Origin of the sequence: Stenotrophomonas sp. CC22-02, assembly GCF_004365115.1 — a bacterium.
In the GTDB taxonomy this organism is placed as follows: Bacteria; Pseudomonadota; Gammaproteobacteria; order Xanthomonadales; family Xanthomonadaceae; genus Stenotrophomonas; species Stenotrophomonas forensis.
Genome location: NZ_SOCO01000001.1, coordinates 433096 through 450589 on the forward strand (window position 1 = coordinate 433096; position 17494 = coordinate 450589).

General features: G+C 66.6%; 13 protein-coding genes. 4 read left to right on the forward strand and 9 right to left on the reverse strand.

Annotated features, from left to right (window positions below):
- The first annotated feature begins 200 nt into the window (after window positions 1-200).
- Entirely contained in the window at window positions 201-1454 is a 1254-nt protein-coding gene (locus N440_RS02010) for a M12 family metallo-peptidase (RefSeq protein WP_133933917.1), read from the forward strand.
- 54 nt (window positions 1455-1508) lie between these two features.
- Here N440_RS02010 and lpxH read toward each other — a convergent pair whose 3' ends face one another.
- The 9 genes from lpxH to N440_RS02055 all read right to left on the reverse strand — a co-directional run bounded on the left by lpxH (window position 1509) and on the right by N440_RS02055 (window position 15243).
- On the reverse strand, window positions 1509-2255 hold the full coding sequence (lpxH, locus tag N440_RS02015) for a UDP-2,3-diacylglucosamine diphosphatase (RefSeq protein WP_049457311.1): 747 nt from the start codon (window positions 2253-2255) through the stop codon (window positions 1509-1511).
- 59 nt (window positions 2256-2314) lie between these two features.
- On the reverse strand, window positions 2315-2854 hold the full coding sequence (locus N440_RS02020; RefSeq protein WP_004154533.1) for a phosphatase PAP2 family protein: 540 nt from the start codon (window positions 2852-2854) through the stop codon (window positions 2315-2317).
- On the reverse strand, window positions 2835-3980 hold the full coding sequence (locus tag N440_RS02025) for a glycosyltransferase family 1 protein (RefSeq protein WP_133933918.1): 1146 nt from the start codon (window positions 3978-3980) through the stop codon (window positions 2835-2837). Before N440_RS02025 ends, N440_RS02020 begins: the two co-directional genes overlap by 20 nt.
- A gap of 157 nt (window positions 3981-4137) precedes the next feature.
- On the reverse strand, window positions 4138-7104 hold the full coding sequence (locus N440_RS02030) for a TonB-dependent receptor (protein WP_133933919.1): 2967 nt from the start codon (window positions 7102-7104) through the stop codon (window positions 4138-4140).
- A gap of 267 nt (window positions 7105-7371) precedes the next feature.
- Window positions 7372-8898: an exopolyphosphatase gene (gene ppx, locus N440_RS02035; RefSeq protein ID WP_133933920.1), complete on the reverse strand. Its 1527-nt coding sequence runs from the start codon at window positions 8896-8898 to the stop codon at window positions 7372-7374.
- 308 nt (window positions 8899-9206) lie between these two features.
- A complete protein-coding gene (ppk1, locus tag N440_RS02040; RefSeq protein ID WP_133933921.1) occupies window positions 9207-11294 on the reverse strand; it encodes a polyphosphate kinase 1 in 2088 nt (695 codons plus the stop codon).
- Between the two features lie 4 nt (window positions 11295-11298).
- Entirely contained in the window at window positions 11299-12630 is a 1332-nt protein-coding gene (gene phoR / locus N440_RS02045) for a phosphate regulon sensor histidine kinase PhoR (protein WP_008267063.1), read from the reverse strand.
- Between the two features lie 106 nt (window positions 12631-12736).
- Window positions 12737-13426, reverse strand: a complete 690-nt coding sequence (phoB, locus tag N440_RS02050; RefSeq protein ID WP_005408258.1) for a phosphate regulon transcriptional regulator PhoB — start codon at window positions 13424-13426, stop codon at window positions 12737-12739.
- A gap of 116 nt (window positions 13427-13542) precedes the next feature.
- Window positions 13543-15243 (reverse strand): M48 family metalloprotease, encoded by a 1701-nt coding sequence (locus tag N440_RS02055; RefSeq protein ID WP_208322776.1) that lies wholly within the window; start codon window positions 15241-15243, stop codon window positions 13543-13545.
- Between the two features lie 88 nt (window positions 15244-15331).
- Between N440_RS02055 and grxC the strand changes: the two genes are divergently transcribed.
- The 3 genes from grxC to N440_RS02070 all read left to right on the forward strand — a co-directional run bounded on the left by grxC (window position 15332) and on the right by N440_RS02070 (window position 17337).
- Complete coding sequence (grxC, locus tag N440_RS02060) at window positions 15332-15622, forward strand: glutaredoxin 3 (RefSeq protein WP_133933923.1); 291 nt, start codon at window positions 15332-15334, stop codon at window positions 15620-15622.
- Window positions 15619-16011 carry a carboxymuconolactone decarboxylase family protein gene (locus tag N440_RS02065; RefSeq protein ID WP_005408260.1) on the forward strand — a complete coding sequence of 131 codons (393 nt, stop codon included), beginning with the start codon at window positions 15619-15621 and terminating at the stop codon, window positions 16009-16011. Before grxC ends, N440_RS02065 begins: the two co-directional genes overlap by 4 nt.
- A gap of 321 nt (window positions 16012-16332) precedes the next feature.
- A complete protein-coding gene (locus tag N440_RS02070; protein WP_014036138.1) occupies window positions 16333-17337 on the forward strand; it encodes an isocitrate dehydrogenase in 1005 nt (334 codons plus the stop codon).
- Window positions 17338-17494: the final 157 nt, after the last annotated feature.

Here is a 17494-nt window from a genome sequence, read left to right on the forward strand (position 1 = left end):
AAAGTAGCGCGAAAAGAGTGTGTTTACGATGTGCAGTGACGCTTTTGACCTGACTGAACGCAGATGCGGTTGATCACAATTCCTGATTTTCATTCGCATCAACTATTGAATTCACACGACCCGCGCAGGCCATATGGCCAGACCCGGCAAACCCGGGCGTGCTGCATCAACGCTGTTCACATCATTCAAGGAGCGACGCAATGTTGTCCAGATCGATTGGCAAAGCGGCAGGTGGCCTGGTGTTGGGTTTGTCGGTGGCAGCGGCCGCGCATGCGGCACCGTTGTTCGAGCCGGTGACGGTCATCAGCCGCGCATCGGCAAACAGTGAGCCCGCGCTGGGCAAGCTGCTGGCCACCCCGTCCACTGCGACGGTGCAGGAAGTCCGTGTCGACGCAGCGGCCACTGCGCAGCCGCAACTGGAGTTCGAGCTGCTTGGCCAGCGCGTGCAGGCCGTGCGCAGCAAGCTCGAGGCGCTGCCCGATGGTGGCAGCATCTGGTACGGCCAGTTCCGCTCGCCTTCGGACAAGCTGACCGCGGCGACCTCCAACGGACAGGACGATCCTGGCAACTCGCTGATCCTGGTGCGCTCGGGCAACACCATCACCGGTTCGATCCGCAAGGACGGCAAGCTGTACCGGTTGCGCCCGCTGGGCAACCGCCATGTGCTGGTGGAGGTGGATGAGTCGCGGATGCCGGCCGATCATCCGGCTGACTACAATCAGCTGCCGAAGATCCCGATGGGCGACAACGATCGCATCGGCATCGCGCAGGCCTCGTCCGGTAGTCCCGCGACGATCCGTGTCCTGGTGGTGGCGACCAATGCCGCGGTGGCGGCCTACGGCGGCAACATGCAGTCGCTGGTGCAGCTGGCGGTGGCCGAATCCAACCAGGGCTACGTCAACAGCAACGTCGGCATCACCATGCAGCTGGCCGGTTACGAGACCACCAGCTACACCGAGTCGGGCAGCTTTGATACCGACCTGGCGCGCTTCCGTGGCACCAGCGATGGCTACATGGACAGCATCCACACCAGTCGCAACACCACCGCCGCCGATGTGGGCGTGCTGCTGATCAACAACACCGCCTACTGCGGCCTGGCCTCGGGTATCGGCTCGACGGCATCGACCGCGTTCGCGGCGGTGTACTGGGATTGCGCGACCGGCTACTACTCGTTCGCACACGAGATCGGCCATCTGCAGAGTGCGCGGCATGACATCGCCACCGACTCGAGCACCTCGCCCTATGCCTATGGCCACGGCTACCGCTACGAGCCGGCCACCGGCACCGGCTGGCGCACGATCATGGCCTACAACTGCACCCGCAGCTGCCCGCGCCTGAACTACTGGTCCAACCCCAACATCAGCTACAACGGCATCCCGATGGGCAATGCCAGCACCGCCGACAACCAGCGCGTGCTGGTCAACACCAAGGCCACCATCGCGGCCTTCCGCTGAGTCCGTACTGTCCGCGGTCGCCTTGCGCGGCCGCGGATTCCCGCGCCGTGGTTATCAGCCGCGCGCCAGGGTATCCAGCGACCAGCCGTCGGCATCCACGCGCAGCACCGAACCCTGTTCGTACCAGTCACCCAGAACGATGCGGGTACAGCCGCGTCCACCGGCCTGCAGCGTGTGGATTGCCGGGCGGTGGGTATGGCCATGGATCATGGTGTCCACCCCGTGGCGGACGAAGGTGGCCTCGACTTCGGCAGGGGCCACGTCGGTCACCGACTCGAACTGCGCACGGTCGTCCTGCTTCATCTCGGACTGGCGCGCCTGGCTGGCGTCGCGGGCCTTCTGCGCGAAAGCGATGCGTGCCGCCAGCGGCTGTGACAGGAACTGCGCCTGAAAGGCAGGGTCGCGCGTCTGCGCACGGAATTGCTGGTAGGGGATGTCATCGGTGCACAGCAGATCACCGTGCTGCAGCAGCACCGGGCGGCCGTACAGCTCGATCATGCACGGGTCGGGCAGGATGCGCAGGCCGGCACGGCGTGCGTAGTCCTCGCCGAGCAGGAAATCACGGTTGCCGCGGATGAAGTACACCGGCACGCCGCTGTCGGACAGCACCTTCAGCGCATCGGCCACCGCGTCGGCGGCAGGCGAGGGCGTGTCGTCGCCGATCCAGGCTTCGAACAGGTCGCCGAGGATGTACAGGGCATCAGCGCCGGGCGCCTGCTCGCGCAGGAAGCGCAGGAACAGGTCGGTGATCTCCGGACGGCTGGGGTCCAGGTGCAGGTCGGAAATGAACAGCGTGGTCATGCCTGCATTCTAGGCCATCCACGATGACGGTAGCGCCGGGCCATGCCCGGCGGCGGCCGTCACACCGGCAGCGGCAGCCAGGCCAGGCTGGCCGACGCCAGCAGCACTGCGATGCCCGTCGCGGCCAGCACGTCGCTGGGGTAATGCAGGCCGAGCACCACCCGCGACAGCGCAACGCCAGCGGTGAACGGCACCAGCAGCGGCGCCAGCCACGGGTAGTAGGCCAGCGCCACAATGGTGAACGACACCGCGTGCAGGGTGTGGCCGGAGGGGAAGCTGAACTCGTCCAGCGGCGCCACCCAGGCGCGGATGCGCAGGTCGGCCGCATACGGGCGCGGGCGCCGGGTCCAGCGCTTGAGGCCCTTGTACAGCAGCAGCGCGGCCAGCCCGGTGGCCGCCATGTGCACCGACGCGCGCAGGCCATCGAAGCCATCCAGCAGCACCAGCGCGCCCATCAGCACGTACCAGAACACGCCATCGCCGAGGCGGCTGATGACCGAGAACAGGCGACGCACGCGGCGGCGCCGGCAGTAGTGGTTGGCGCGCCGGCACAGGCGCGCTTCGCGGTCGGCCAGCAGTTCAAGCCGCGTGGTGCGCATGGCCGCTCCTCCGCGAGTGGGCCAGTTCGGCCAGCAGCGCATCGAATTCCGCGACCACCTGCTGTGGATGCAGGCGCTTCATCGCGCGCGCGGCTGTGCTGCCCAGCATCTGGCGTTGTGCATCATCGGCCGCCATCCGCACGGCAGCCTCGATGAACTGCTCGTCATTGTCCACTGCAGCGCCATTCTCGCCGTTGCGCAGGTACTCGCGCGCGGCGCCATAATCGAAGGCCACGGTGGCTACACCACTGGCCATGCTTTCCAGAGTCACGTTGCCGAAGGTCTCGCTGCGGCTGGGGAACAGGAACAGGTCACCGCTGGCGAAATGCCGTGCAAGCGCTTCGCCTCGCTGGATGCCGCAGAAGATGAAGTCGGGATTCTCGTGCGCCAGCTTCTCGCGTGCAGGGCCATCGCCCACCCACACGAAGCGTGCCTTCGGCCGGATCTGCTGCAGCTTGCGGAACGCTTTTACAGCCAGGCCAAGGTTCTTTTCCGCGGCGATGCGGCCAACGTAGATCGCCACCAGGCCGTTGCCGTCCACGCCCCATTCCTCGCGCAGTGCCGGGTCGCGCCTGCCTGGATCGAACTGCTGGCTGTCGACCGCGCGCGCCAGCAGGCGCACGCGCTCGAAACCCTGTTCGCCAAGGAACTGCTGAAGCTCGCGGGTGGGCACCAGGGTGGCATCGGCCTGATTGTGGAAGCGACGCATCCAGCGCATCGCGGCGGCCTGCAGCCAGGCCACGCCGTAGTCGGGCAGGTACTCGTCGAAGCGCGTGTGGAAGCCACTGGCGACCGGGATGCCGAGACGGCGTGCGGTACGCAGTGCAGACCAGCCCAGCGGGCCTTCGGTAGCGACGTAGACGGCGTCTGGACGCTGTTGCTGCCAATGGCGGCCCAGCCGGATCGGCGCCGGCAGGCCAAAGCGCAGGCCGGGGTAGCGGGGCAGCGCGGCGCCCGGCACCAGCAGGGTGCCCGGTGCCGAGTCCAGTGCTTCGCTGGCCTGGCGTGGCCGGACCAGGTCGATTTCATGCCCGGAATCACGCAGTCCCTGCTCCAGGCCCTGCACGGTGAGGGCAACGCCGTTCACTTCCGGCGGATAGGTCTCGGTGACGATGGCATAGCGCATGGCGGGCCTCCGGGTTTCCGGCATGCTCGGCCATGGCGATGTAGTGGACATGACGGCTTTGCGACCGCCAGATGACGCCGGTGCCGGCCCCCGTGGGCAAGAAAAAACCACGGCCCCGAGGGGCCGTGGTTCCTGTTGCAGATGACAGCGCGATGGATCAGAAGCGCTGCTGGTACTTCATGTACATGAAGCGTCCGATGTCGTAGCCACCGTAGTAGGAGAACGACGAGTTCGGCTTGCTGTACATCACCGGGGCTTCCTTGCCGAACACGTTGTTGGCGCCCACCGACACGGTGGCGTCCCACGGCAGGTTGTAGCGGAACTGCACATCGTGGAAGGTCACTGCACCGCGCTCGTTGTAGGCGGTCGGCGCCTTCAGCCACGGCGCCAGGAAGGTCGGATCCGAGCATTCGTCCGGATACAGGCTGGCATTGGCGCAGCGCTCCTTCACCCCGGAGTAGTAGCGCGCCGTCCAGCTGACGCCGAAGTCGCCCACATCCCAGCCCAGCACCAGGTTCGAGCGCACGCGGAAGGCGAGGCTGGTGGCGGTGCCGATGGTGTTTGCAACGCCGTTGATCGGCGTGATCGCATCGCGGACATCGTTGGTGGAGCGATAGACGTTCTTGCTTACATAGGTGCTGGTCCAGCCAGCGCTCAGCTTGCCGTAGCCGGTGTCGACGCGGTAGCTGACATCCAGGTCGTAACCTTCGGTCTCGGCGAAGCCGGCGTTGCGGTTGCCGAACTTCAGGCCGGTGACGATGCCGTTGGACGGGTCGCGGGTGAAGCGGCTGCAGCGTGCTTCGATGCCCTGCTCGTAGCAATCCTTCAGGATCTGGTTCGGGCTGTCACCGACGATGGTGTTGTCGATGCGGATCTTCCACCAGTCCAGCGCGACGTTGAAGTTGCTGATGAAGGTCGGGCTCCACACCAGGCCCAGCGTCTTGCTGGTCGAGGTTTCCGGAACCAGCAGCGGATTGGAACCGGACACGAACGGCGTCGGGGTTGCATCCTGCGCCGTGGTCACCGGGACATTGCCCTGCTTCAGCTGGCGGAAGTTGGCAGCATTGGCGATGTCACGTGCACAGCGCGAGCGGACTTCAGCACTGCCCTTGGCCGAGCCGAACACGGTGTCGCACGGGTCGCTGAACTGCGCGAAGGTTTCCGAACCGCCACCGTACAGGTCGTTGATGGTCGGTGCGCGGAAGCCTTCGGCCCAGGTACCGCGGACCAGCAGCTGGTCGATCGGCTTCCACTTGAAGCCGAACTTGCTGTTGAGCGTGTTGCCGAAGGTGTTGTACTTGGAATAGCGGGTGGCGGCACTGAAGCTCAGCTCACGCGCACCGGGCAGATCGGCCAGCACCGGCACGCTGAGTTCCAGGTAGGCTTCCTTCACGTTGTAGCTGCCACCGGTCGGGCCTGCGGCCAGGTTGGTGGTGGCGCCGGTCTGGGCCAGGGCGTCGGGGGTGTAGCGCCCGTCTTCCTTGCGGCTTTCCACGCCGAAGGCGAAGCCCAGGTCGCCGGCCGGCAGGGTCATGATGCTGCCGGACAGGTTGGCGAATGCGTTCTTGGTGGTGGTCCGGCCGGTGGTCCGCTCGGCCGGGAACAGCCAGGCCATCAGGGCTTCATTGCCGGTCAGTCCGTTGGGATCGGTCTTGCCGTACGGCACCAGCGGGTTCCACGGCATGCAGCCGTCGATCACCGCACCCGGACGGCCACAGACCACCTTGCCGGTGGCCGGATCCAGGAACGACGGACCCACGGCGTCACGCACGCGCTTCTTGTGCAGGTTGCCGGTAGCGGTGGCGGTCAGCTCGTTGCGGTTGTACTGGTAGCCCACATCCCAGTCGAAGTAGCGCTGACCGATCTCGAAGGTGCCATCCAGCGACACGACCGCACGGTAGGTCTTCAGTTCGCTGGTGCTTACACGCGGGATTTCCCAGGTACGGCGGTTCCAGGCCACGTCGGTTGGCTTGGCATAACCGTGCTGGTTGCCGAACGGATTGAAATAGCTGTCCTTGGACATCAGGCCGGTGGCGGTCGGGTCACCCGAGATCGACACCGAGCTGGACTGCAGGGGGTAGCCTGCGATCTGGCGCTCGGCCGAACGCTTGTTGTAGCCGAATTCGGTGCGCAGGTTGACCTGGTCGGTAATCTTGAAGCGGCCGTCGAAGTACACCGAATCACGCTTGAGCGGATACATCACGTGCATCTGCTCGTTGGCGTTGCTGACGTCGCCGGTGAACGGGGTCGCGTCGGTCAGGTGGTAGTTGGCCGGGTTGGTCGGGTCAGCGCCGCGGTTGAGCGAGTAGCCGCAACCCTGGCTGGTGTTGGTGCAGCCCGGGCCACCCTTCAGGCCGGTGAACTGGCCCCACTGGCTCAGCGTGGTCCAGTTGGAGGGATCGTTCGGGTGGCGGTCGCTCACGCCGTACTTGCTGAACCAGCGGTCCTTGGCCCAGACGCTCTTTTCCTCGGAGTGTTCCAGTGCCAGGGTCAGCGACACGCGATCATTGCTCCAGCCGCCGACCACGTCGAAGCGGTCACGGGCGCCGTCGCCTTCGCTGTACTGGCCGTGGTAGACGTTGGCGGTCACGCCGTTGACGTTGGAACGGGTGATGATGTTGACCACGCCGGCCATCGCGTCGGAACCGTAGATGGCCGAAGCGCCATCCTTCAGCACTTCGATGCGCTCCACCGCCGACACCGGCAGCGAGGACACGTCCTGCAGGCCCGAGGTGCTGATGCCCAGACGCTTGCCGTTGACCAGCACCAGGGTGCGCTGCGCGCCCAGGTTGCGCATGTCGATGTAGGTGCCGCCGGTGTTTTCGCCCGCGCTCAGCGCATTGGCGCGGCTGATGGCCGGGCTGCCCATCGCGGTGACGTTCTGCAGGATGTCGGCCACCGAGCTGAAGCCCTGGCGTTCGATCTCGACGCGGGTCAGCGCCAGCACCGGCTGGGCGGTTTCCACATCGACCTGGCGGATGCGCGAACCGGTGATCTCGATGCGATCCAGATTGGTCGGCGAGGCGCTGCCGGCATCCTGGGCGAACGCCGGCACGGCGGCCAGAGCGGTGGTCGTCACCAGGGCGTGGGCAATCGCCTTGCCCAACACGGTACGTGAAGTCATTACGTTCTCTCTCTCTCAAAGACGTACGGAGATACCCAAGGAAGGCATCCAATGGCCCAGCCGAACTGCGCCGGTGTTCCGATACTAGTCTCGATAGTTAAGAGGTTGTAAAGGGTCTATGTCGAAATATTTCCTCCCATGTCATCGGCGTGACGGATATGTGAGGAAAAACCGGGACTTGCGACGGCAATACCCGTCGCATCCAGGGGATGCGATGTTGCGACGCAGCGCGAATTGGCGCGCGGGACGAGCGTCGTCCCGGGGGGATCAGGCCACGAACGGACGGAACTGGATGCCCAGCCCGGCGATGCCGTCGGTCTCGCCGATCAGGTCGGCGCGCAGCAACGGGCGGGCATCGATGAATGCCTGCGGCACGATCAGCGACAGCCGGTTGTCGTCGGCAGTCAGTTCCAGCGCTGGCAGCGGGGCGTCCTCGTGCGCGCGGTTGAGCAGCACCGCCAGGCGCAACAGGGCGGCCAGCCGGCGTGCGGTCAGCAGCAGGCGCTCGGGCAGGGCATCGAAGGCGGTCTTGGTGATGCTGCGGCGGTGGCTGCGCACCAGCGCGGCCAGCATCTGCTGTTCCTGCCGCGAGAAACCAGCGATGTCCGAGTGTTCCAGCACGTAGCTGCCGTGCACGTGGTAACCGCTGTGCGCGATCATCAGGCCCAGCTCGTGCAGGCGTGCGGCCCAGCCCAGCATGCGGGCATCGTCGGCATCCAGTTTCCACTGCTCCTGCACCTGCTCCAGCAGTGACAGTGCGGTCTCCTGCACGCGGTCGGCCTGCGCCATGTCGATGCCATAGCGCTGGCTGAGCGCAGCCACCGACTCGTCACGCAGATCGTTCTCGCCGGCACGGCCGACGATGTCATACAGGATGCCTTCGCGCATCGCCGCCTTGCTGACCAGCAGCTTCTGCAGGCCCAGGGCCTGGAAGGCCGCTTCCAGCACCAGGATGCCGCCGGCGATGATCGGGCGCCGGTCGCTGGACAGGCCCGGCAACTGGATGTCGTCGATCTTCTTGGCTTTCAGCAGTTCGTCGCGCAGCTGTGGCAGGGCTTCGGCGGTGATCGCGCCCTTGCTCAGCTTCATCGTCGCGCAGATCTCGCTGATCGCCTTGTGCGTGCCTGAAGAACCCAATGCTTCCTGCCAGCCCAGCGCGCGGTACTTGCTGGCGAAGGGCTGGAACTCGCGGCCGATCTCGGCCAGCGCGTCCTTCCAGCGCTTCTTGCTCAGCTTGCCGCCGGGGAAAAATCGGCGGGTGCTGGCGATGCAGCCGGCCTGCAGGCTTTCGCGCTCCAGGGTCTGCATGCCCATGCCGATGATGAACTCGGTGGAACCGCCGCCGATGTCGATCACCAGCCGGCGCTCGCCCGGCTTGGGCGGTTGTGCATGGGCGACACCGAGGTAGATCAGGCGCGCTTCTTCGCGACCGCTGACCACTTCGATGGCGTGCCCCAAAGCGGTCTCGGCCGGGACCAGGAACGACTGCGGCGAGCGCAGCTGGCGCACGGTGTTGGTGGCCAGTGCGCGCACCCGGTGCGGTGGCACGTTGCGGATGCGCTGGCCGAAGCGGGCCAGGCACTCCAGCGCACGCTGGCGGGCCGCTGCGGAGAGTCCGCCCTTGCCATCCAGCCCGTCGGCCATCCGCACCGTCTCGCGCAGGCGGTCGATCACCCGCAGCTGGCCGAGCGTGTAGCGCGCGATGACCATGTGGAAACTATTGGAGCCAAGGTCGATGGCGGCCAGCAGGTCGCCATCCTGCAATGCGGGCGGAGTCGTGGTGGTATGCGGCATGGACGAATGTTAGCCGAAGGGGCGGTGTGCTCGTCACCGCGCGGCCTTCACATTTTGTAGGGGGGAGTGCGGCAGGGCTGGGCCCTTCACCTGCCGAATTAACGGCAAAAGCAAAAGCAAAAGCAAAAGCAAAAGCGGGCTATCCGTGGGATGGCGGGGTGGGTCCGGTTGAGGGGGACGCCGTAAACCCGTCCTTGGGGGCTTGGTCGCGGCATCCATGCCGCTCACACCCCCTCAACCGGACCCACCCCGCCTTCGACAGATTTCTGCGGCTGTTGGTGGGTGTCGACCTGGGTCGACACACCGGGTTACAGCCCCTGCATCAATGCCATCTGCGCAGAATGCGGGGTTTCGTCGTGGGCCGGTGCACGCTTGTGGTAGATGCCCTCGGCGTCCAGTTCCCAGGCATTGAGGTTGTCATCCAGGTAGTTCTGCAGCACTTCGCGGTACACCCGCTTGGCCAGTTCCGGATCGAGGATCGGGAAGCAGGTCTCGACCCGGCGCAGCAGGTTGCGTTCCAGCCAGTCCGCGCTGGCGCAGTACATCTCCGGCGCACCATCGTTGCCGAACCAGTAGACGCGGCTGTGTTCAAGGAATCGACCGACGATCGAGCGCACGCGGATGTTGTCCGAGACACCCGGCACGCCCGGGCGCAGGGTGCAGGCGCCACGGATGATCAGGTCGATCTGCACGCCGGCCTGCGAGGCGGCGTACAGCGTGCGCACCACCTGCGGTTCGTTCAGTGCGTTCATCTTGGCGATGATCCGCGCCGGACGGCCCGCGGCGGCGATGCGGGTTTCGCGCTCGATACGGCCGAGGATGCCGGTGTGCAGGGTGAAGGGCGACTGCAGCAGGCGCTTGAGCTTCATCTTCGACGCCAGGCCGGACAGCTGCTGGAACAACAGGTGCACATCGTTGCCGATGTCCGCATCGGCGGTGATCAGGCTGATGTCGGTGTAAGCACGGGCGGTGCCGCTGTGGTAGTTGCCGGTGCCCAGGTGCACATAGCGGCGCAGCTTGCGGCCCTCGCGGCGAACGATCAGCAGCATCTTGGCGTGGGTCTTGTAGCCGACCACGCCGTACACCACCTGCACGCCGGCTTCCTGCAGGCGATCAGCCAGGCCCAGGTTGGCCTCTTCGTCGAAGCGCGCACGCAGCTCGACCACCACGGTCACATCCTTGCCGTTGCGCGCGGCCTGGATCAGTGCGTCGACGATCAGCGAATCCTTGCCGGTGCGGTACAGGGTCTGCTTGATCGCCAGCACGTTCGGATCCACCGCCGCCTGCCGGATCAGGTCCAGCACCGCGGTGAAGGCATCGAAGGGGTGATGCAGCAGCAGGTCCTGGCGTGCGACGGTCTCGAAGATGCCATCGCTGTCGCGCAGCGTGCGCGGGGTCATCGACGGGTACTTCAGGTCCGGCTGCGCGATCAGGTCGTACAGCTGGATGATGCGGTTCAGATTGACCGGACCATCAATGCGGTACACGGCATTTTCGGTCAAGCCGAAATTCTGCAGCAGGGTGCGCACGATGTCGCGCGGCATGTCATGGGCGATCTCCAGCCGCACCGCCGGCCGGTAGCCGCGGTCGACCAGCTCGTCACGCAGTGCCAGCGCCAGGTTCTCCACCTCTTCCTCGTCCACCACCAGCTCGGAATTGCGGGTGACGCGGAACTGGTAGGCACCCAGCACTTCCATGCCCGGGAACAGTTCATCGACGAAGGTCGACAGCACCGAGGACAGGAACACGAAGTTCTGCGGGCCGCCAAGCTTTTCGGGCAGCTGGATGATGCGCGGCAGCGAGCGCGGCGCGCGCACGATGGCCAGGTGGCCGGCGCGGCCGAACGCATCGGTGCCCTTCAGCACCACCACGATGTTCAGCGATTTGTTGAGGATCTTCGGGAACGGATGCACCGGGTCCAGGCCCAGCGGCGACAGCACCGGCATGATCTCGTTGCGGAAGTACGCGCGCAGCCAGCGCTTCTGGCGGTGGTTCCAGGAGTGGCGGCCGAGCACGCCGATGCCGGCTTCCGCCAGCGCCGGGCGCAGGGTCTGGTTCCAGCAGCGGTACTGCTGGTCCACCAGTTCGGCGGCGCGGTCATGGATGGCGGTGAGGATGGTCTGCGGGCTCATGCCATCCGGCGCCGGCGGCAGGCCGAACTCCTGCGCATGGCGCACGGCAGCGGCGCGGATCTCGAAGAATTCATCGAGGTTGGTGCAGGAGATGCACATGAAGCGCAGGCGCTCCAGCAGCGGTACCTGCGGGTCCATGGCCTGCGCCAGCACGCGGAAATTGAAATCCAGCTGCGACAGTTCGCGGTTGATGTAGAGCGCCGGATCACGCAGCGGATCGTTGTCCGGGCTCACGGGGAGGGGGAGGGATCCGAGGCTGCTCATGGCGTCATTCTTCGATGGAAGTCAGGGGGGCGGACTCACGCGGGCGCACGTGGTCTGCATCGAAATGGCAGGAGAACACCGAGCCCTTGCCGACCTCGCTTTCAATCTCCAGCCGTGCGTGGTGCAGGCCGAGGATGTGCTTGACGATGGACAGGCCCAGGCCGGTGCCGCCGCTTTCGCGGGAGCGGCTGCTGGAGACGCGGTAGAAACGTTCGGTCAGGCGCGGCAGATGCGTGGCCGGGATGCCGTAGCCGGAATCGCGCACCGCCAGCACCGCGCCATCGCCTTCGCGGCGGAACTCGACGGCGATGCGGCCACCGGCCGGGGTGTAGCGCACCGCATTGGTGACCAGGTTGGAAAACGCGCTGTGCAGTTCCTTGGTCGAGCCCTGCAGGTCCACGCCAGCCAGGTCATCGATACTGATCTGGTGGCGGCCCTGGCTGTGTGCTTCGGCTTCGCGGCGCAGGGTGGCCAGCATCGGCTGCATGGCCACGGTCTCGTCCTCGCTGTGTTCCTGCGATTCCAGCCGCGACAGGGTCAGCAGGTCTTCCACCAGCTGGGCCATGCGCTGGCTCTGCTTGCGCATTTCCTCCAGCATCGGCCCGGTGCCGGGGAAATCGTCCGGGTCCATCATGTCCAGATAGCCGTGGACCACGGTGAGCGGCGTGCGCAGTTCGTGTGAAACGTTGGCCACGAAGTCGCGGCGGACCTGTTCCAGGCGCAGCAGCTTGCTGACGTCGCGGGCGATCAGCAGCCAGTAGTCCGACGAATAGGGAATCAGGCGCAGGTTGAGGCGGATTGCCGGGTCGACCGGCGAAGGTACGTCGAGGATCGGCTCGGCATTGCGGCCACCGGCCAGCCAGTGGGCCAGCGGCATCGGCTGCAGCCGTTCGACCAGCGCCTCGCCGAGGTCACCCGGGTGGTGCAGGCCAAGCAGGGCGGTGGCGGCTTCGTTGAACCACTGCACGCGCTGGCTGTTGCGGTCCAGCACCACCACCGCATCGGGCAGTGCGGCGGCCGCAGCGCGGTAACTGCGCAGCATGTCCAGCAGGCGGCGCTTGCGTACGCGCATTTCCACCTGGTTGCGGTACAGCAGGCGGTCCAGTTCGTTCCAGACGCCGGTGCCTTCGTCGGCGGTGTCCCAGCGCTGGCGTGCGGTCAGGCGGCGCAGCACGCTGCGCAGGCGCCAGTAATGCCAGGCCAGGGTAGCCAGCGCGCCCAGTGCGATGCACAGCCACAGATGGCCCGAGAACCACCCCACCAATCCGGCGAACAGCAGTACCGCGGCGACGGTGGCCAGGGTCTTCAACCAGGCAGAGCGGATGTGGCGGGGCATTGCGATCTCGTCGTTGAGGTGCGGCGGTTCACTGGGGTGAACCGAGGGTTATAGCAGAGTTGCCGGCACCGGCACCCGCGGGTGCGCGGCGCCGGCACGACGAGACTCAGGTTGCGGTAGAGAAGCGGTAGCCGGCGCCGCGCACGGTCTGCACCATGTTCTCGGCGTTGAACGGTTCCAGCGTCTTGCGCAGGCGGCGGATGTGCACGTCGATGGTGCGCTCCTCCACGTACACGCTGCCGCCCCAGACATGGTCCAGCAGCTGGGCGCGGGTGTAGACGCGCTCGGGGTGGGTCATGAAGAAGTGCAGCAGGCGGTATTCGGTCGGGCCGATCGGCACCGGCTGGTCGTTGGCGAACACGCGATGGGCGGCGCCATCGATGCGGATCGGGCCGACCGCCACGCTGCCGTCCTCGTCGTCCTCGCGGGCGCGGCGCATCACCGCACGGATGCGGGCCAGCAGCTCGCGCGCCGAGAACGGCTTGACCACGTAGTCGTCGACACCGGCTTCAAGGCCACCGACGCGGTCATTCTCTTCGCCGCGGGCGGTCAGCATGATGATCGGCACCTCGCGGGTCAGCGTTTCCTTGCGCCAGCGGCGGGCCAGATCCAGGCCGCTGGTGCCGGGCAGCATCCAGTCCAGCAGGATCAGGTCCGGCACGCGGTCGGCGATGGCCGTCTGCGCCTCGCGGGCATCGCCGGCGTGGACCGGTTCGTAATCGCCCTTGCGCAGGGCGAAGGCGACCATTTCACGGATCGCGGGCTCGTCATCGACGATCAGGATGCGTTTCTGCACGAGAACACCGTAGGGCTCGGTTACTGGAGTGGTGCCAGTAGACTACGGTTTGATGACATGTTTGTGACTACCTGGCCGGAACCGGCCTGGATTGCCATCGGCCGGTCATGCAGCGCTCAGCGGCGGTCCAGGTCCGGGTCCTGCACGCCCTGGCGGCGCAGTTCCAGCACGGTGGGGGTGATCGCCTCGATACGCGCATCCACCCGTGCCCGGCCGACATAGTCCAGCGCCGGGTTGCGCTTGAGGGCCTGCAGCTGCATCAGCGACTGCTCGGGGCGGCCACTGAGGAAGGCGGCCTCGGCATAGGCCTCACTGGCGCGCACGCTGTCACCGGCCAGCTCGCTGGCGCGGGCGTATCGCTGCTGGAAGACCGGATCGTTACCGCTTTGCGACAGCAGCGGCCGCAGCATGGCCTGCGCGCGCTGGCCGGCCTCGCGGCTGCCCTGTTCGTTCAGGATCTCGGCATAGGTCAGGGCCACCGGGCGGCTGTTGGGGTGCTCGCGCAGCAACTGTTCGAAACGGCTGTTGGCCTGGGCGGCCTGGCCGGCGCGCGATTCGGCCTCGCCCAGCCCCAGCGCCAGCCACAGGTTGTCCGGGCGGGTCTGCAGCAGGGCGGCCAGGGTCTGCCGGGCCTGCCCGGCACCGGCGCGGCCACCGCGCATGACGGCCAGGGCCTGGCCATAGCGCTGGGCGTCGTTCAGGCCATCCTTCTGGCGCTTGGCCATGTCGGCGTATTCGCGCTCCAGCTCAGCGGTGGAGTCGGCGCTGAGCACCCGCAGGCGTTCGCGTGCCCAGTCGAAGTCGCCGCTGGCACCGCGGCTGAGCTGGCCCATCGGGATGCGCAGCACGCTGCTGGGCAGCAGCGGGTTGTTGCCGCGCAGCAGCGGCTCGGCCAGGCTGGGGTCGGCCGGGTCCACCCGCTCCCTGCGTTCGCCGCTGGGGGTGCTGGTGGTGAGAAGTACGGTGTCCTTCTTCATCTGTTCGGCGCGGGCCTTGGCCTCGCTGATGCGGGTGATGTTGACCGGGTGGGTACGCAGGAACTCCGGCACGCTGTAGCCGCCTTCGTTGCCACGCATCGCCGCCGCCATCCGCTCGAAGAAGCCGGCCATGGCGTCCACGTCGTAGCCGCTGCGGGCCAGGGTGCGGATGCCAAGGCGGTCGGCCTCGGATTCATTGGACCGGGTGTAGTTGATCTGCCGCTGCTGCATCAGGCCCATGCCCGAGCTGATCGCGGCCATGGTCGCGTTGCCCGACGACGTGCTGTTGCTGGCCTGGGCGGCCACCACCGCCGCCAGCATGCCCAGCAGGATCGGGATCTGGTCGCGCTGGGCGCGCTCGACCCCGCGCAGAACGTGCTGCTGGGTGACATGGGCGATTTCGTGCGACAGCACCGCGGCCACTTCGTCTTCGCGCTCGGCGGTCAGCACCAGGCCGGCATTGACCCCGATGTAGCCGCCCAGCGTGGCGAAGGCGTTGATCTGGCGGTCCTTCATCACGAAGAACGTGTACGGCTGGCGTGGCTGGTCGCTGTTCGAGCCGAGCCGGGTGCCCATGGTCTGCAGCCAGTCGTTGACCAGCGGGTCGTCCAGCAGATAGCCGTAGTTGCGCAGCTCGCGCAGCATCATCGCGCCGTACTCGGCCTGGCGCGCCGGGGTCAGCAGCTCGCCGGCCGAGGAGCCGATGTCGGGCAGCTTCTCCTGGGCCTGGGCCAGCGGCATGGCCAGGGCCAGGGTGATGGCGGTAGTCAGCAGCAGGGCTCGCAAGCAGGTGGTCCTCGGGCAGGGCGCGCCCAGCGTGGCAGGGCAGGGGGCAACCATTCGTTAATCCACAGTGTTGCGGCCGTGGCGTGGAAATTCCAGCGCACCGGTACCATATATGGACCGTCGATCCATCGTGGAGTTTCCCGTGACAGCCCAGACCGCCGGCGGTGCCCCCGCCATCACCATCTATTCCACCGCCGTCTGCCCGTACTGCGTGGCCGCCAAGAACTTCCTGAAGAGCAAGGGCCAGCAGTGGACCGAGGTCCGCATCGACCTGGACCCGGCCGAGCGCGAGAAGATGGTGGCGCTGACCCGCCGCACCAGCGTGCCGCAGATCTTCGTCGGCGACGTCCATGTCGGCGGCTACGACGACATGATGGCCCTGCACCGTGAAGGCAAGCTCGAGCCGCTGCTGGCCGGGCAGGGCCAGGCATGAGCGCGGCCGACGACGGCAGCAAGGACCGCATCGCCGAGTTCACCGACTTCCGCAAGCGCATGAACGAGCGCATCCTGGGCGAACCGAACCAGGTGGTGCGCCGCTTCTTCGCGCTGGACACGCAGACCTACCAGGCCGGCGCGCTGGACGTGAAGACCAAGGAGCTGCTGGGCCTGGTGGCCTCGATGGTGCTGCGCTGCGACGACTGCATCAGCTACCACGTGGCCCAGTGCAAGGACGCCGGGGTGACCCGCGAGGAGTTCTTCGAGACCTTCTCGGTCGGCCTGGTGGTGGGCGGCTCGATCGTGATCCCGCACCTGCGCCGCGCGGTCGATTTCCTCGACCAGCTCGAAGGCGGCGCCGCCGCCCCGGCAGCGCACGAGCACTGAGGAAGTGCCGGCCCTGGCCGGCATCGCCTGAACCCGACATGGCCGGGGTTGCCGGCCAGCGGCCGGCACTACCGCACCCGCGAAGGGCCTTCCCCGCGATCCAACAACCCAGGAGCCCCCTTGTTGTTCAAGGGGGCGCGCCGACAGGCGCGGGGATAAGGTGGGATGCGCGGGCAATTCTGCCTGAGCCGGGCACTGGGACCATGGTCTATTTGGGACCTCGGCCCCGGCTCAGGCATAATTGCCGGTGAAACTTCCTTTGCGCCGGCGTTTCCGGGCACGTCCGGACGGCGTTTTTCCCCCTGTTCGGAACATCGATCAATGACGCAGAAAATTACGGTCATCCGCGGCGACGGCATTGGCCCGGAAATCATGGACGCCACCCTGTTCGTGCTCGACCAGCTCAAGACTGGCCTGGAGTACGAAGACGCCGATGCCGGCCTGGTGGCCCTGGAAAAGCACGGTGACCTGATGCCGGCGGTGACCCTGGAATCGATCGCGCGCAACAAGGTGGCGCTGAAGAGCCCGCTGACCACCCCGGTCGGTGGTGGCTTCACCTCGATCAACGTCAGCCTGCGCCGCCACTTCGACCTGTACGCCAACGTGCGTCCGGCCCACACCTTCCCGAACACCAAGTCGCGTTTCGACAACGTTGACCTGATCACCGTTCGCGAGAACACCGAAGGTGCCTACCTGGCCGAAGGCCAGGAAGTGTCGGCCGATGGCGAGACCGCCTTCTCCGGCACCCGCATCACCCGCAAGGGATCCGAGCGCATCGTGCGCTACGCCTTCGAGCTGGCCAAGAGCACCGGCCGCAAGAAGGTCACCGCCGTGCACAAGGCCAATATCATCAAGTCGACCTCGGGCCTGTTCCTGAACGTCGCCCGCGAAGTGGCCGCGCAGTATCCGGAGATCGAGTTCCAGGAAATGATCGTCGACAACTGCTGCATGCAGCTGGTGATGCGTCCGGAACAGTTCGACGTGATCGTCACCACCAACCTGTTCGGCGACATCATCTCCGACCTGTGCGCTGGCCTGGTCGGCGGCCTGGGCCTGGCCCCGGGTGCCAACATCGGCAAGGACGCGGCGATCTTCGAAGCCGTGCACGGTACTGCACCGGACATCGCCGGCCAGGGCAAGGCCAATCCGTGCGCACTGCTGCTGGCAGCCGCGCAGATGCTGGACCACGTCGGCCAGCCGGAAAATGCCGAGCGCCTGCGCAAGGCCATCGTGGCCACCATGGAAGCCAAGGACTCGCTGACCGGCGACCTGGGTGGCACCGGTACCACCATGAGCTTCGCCCAGGCCATCGCCAGCCGCCTGTAAGCGACCGGCAAGCCTCGGTTGGACCCACAGCGGGGCGCCTTCGGGCGCCCCGTTGCGTTTATGCGCTTCTGTAGCGTCGAGCCATCGGTCTGTGCGTTATCTGCACAGATCATGTGCTTCTGCATGGCTGGTTCGTGCGCCATCGGCTCCGCATCCT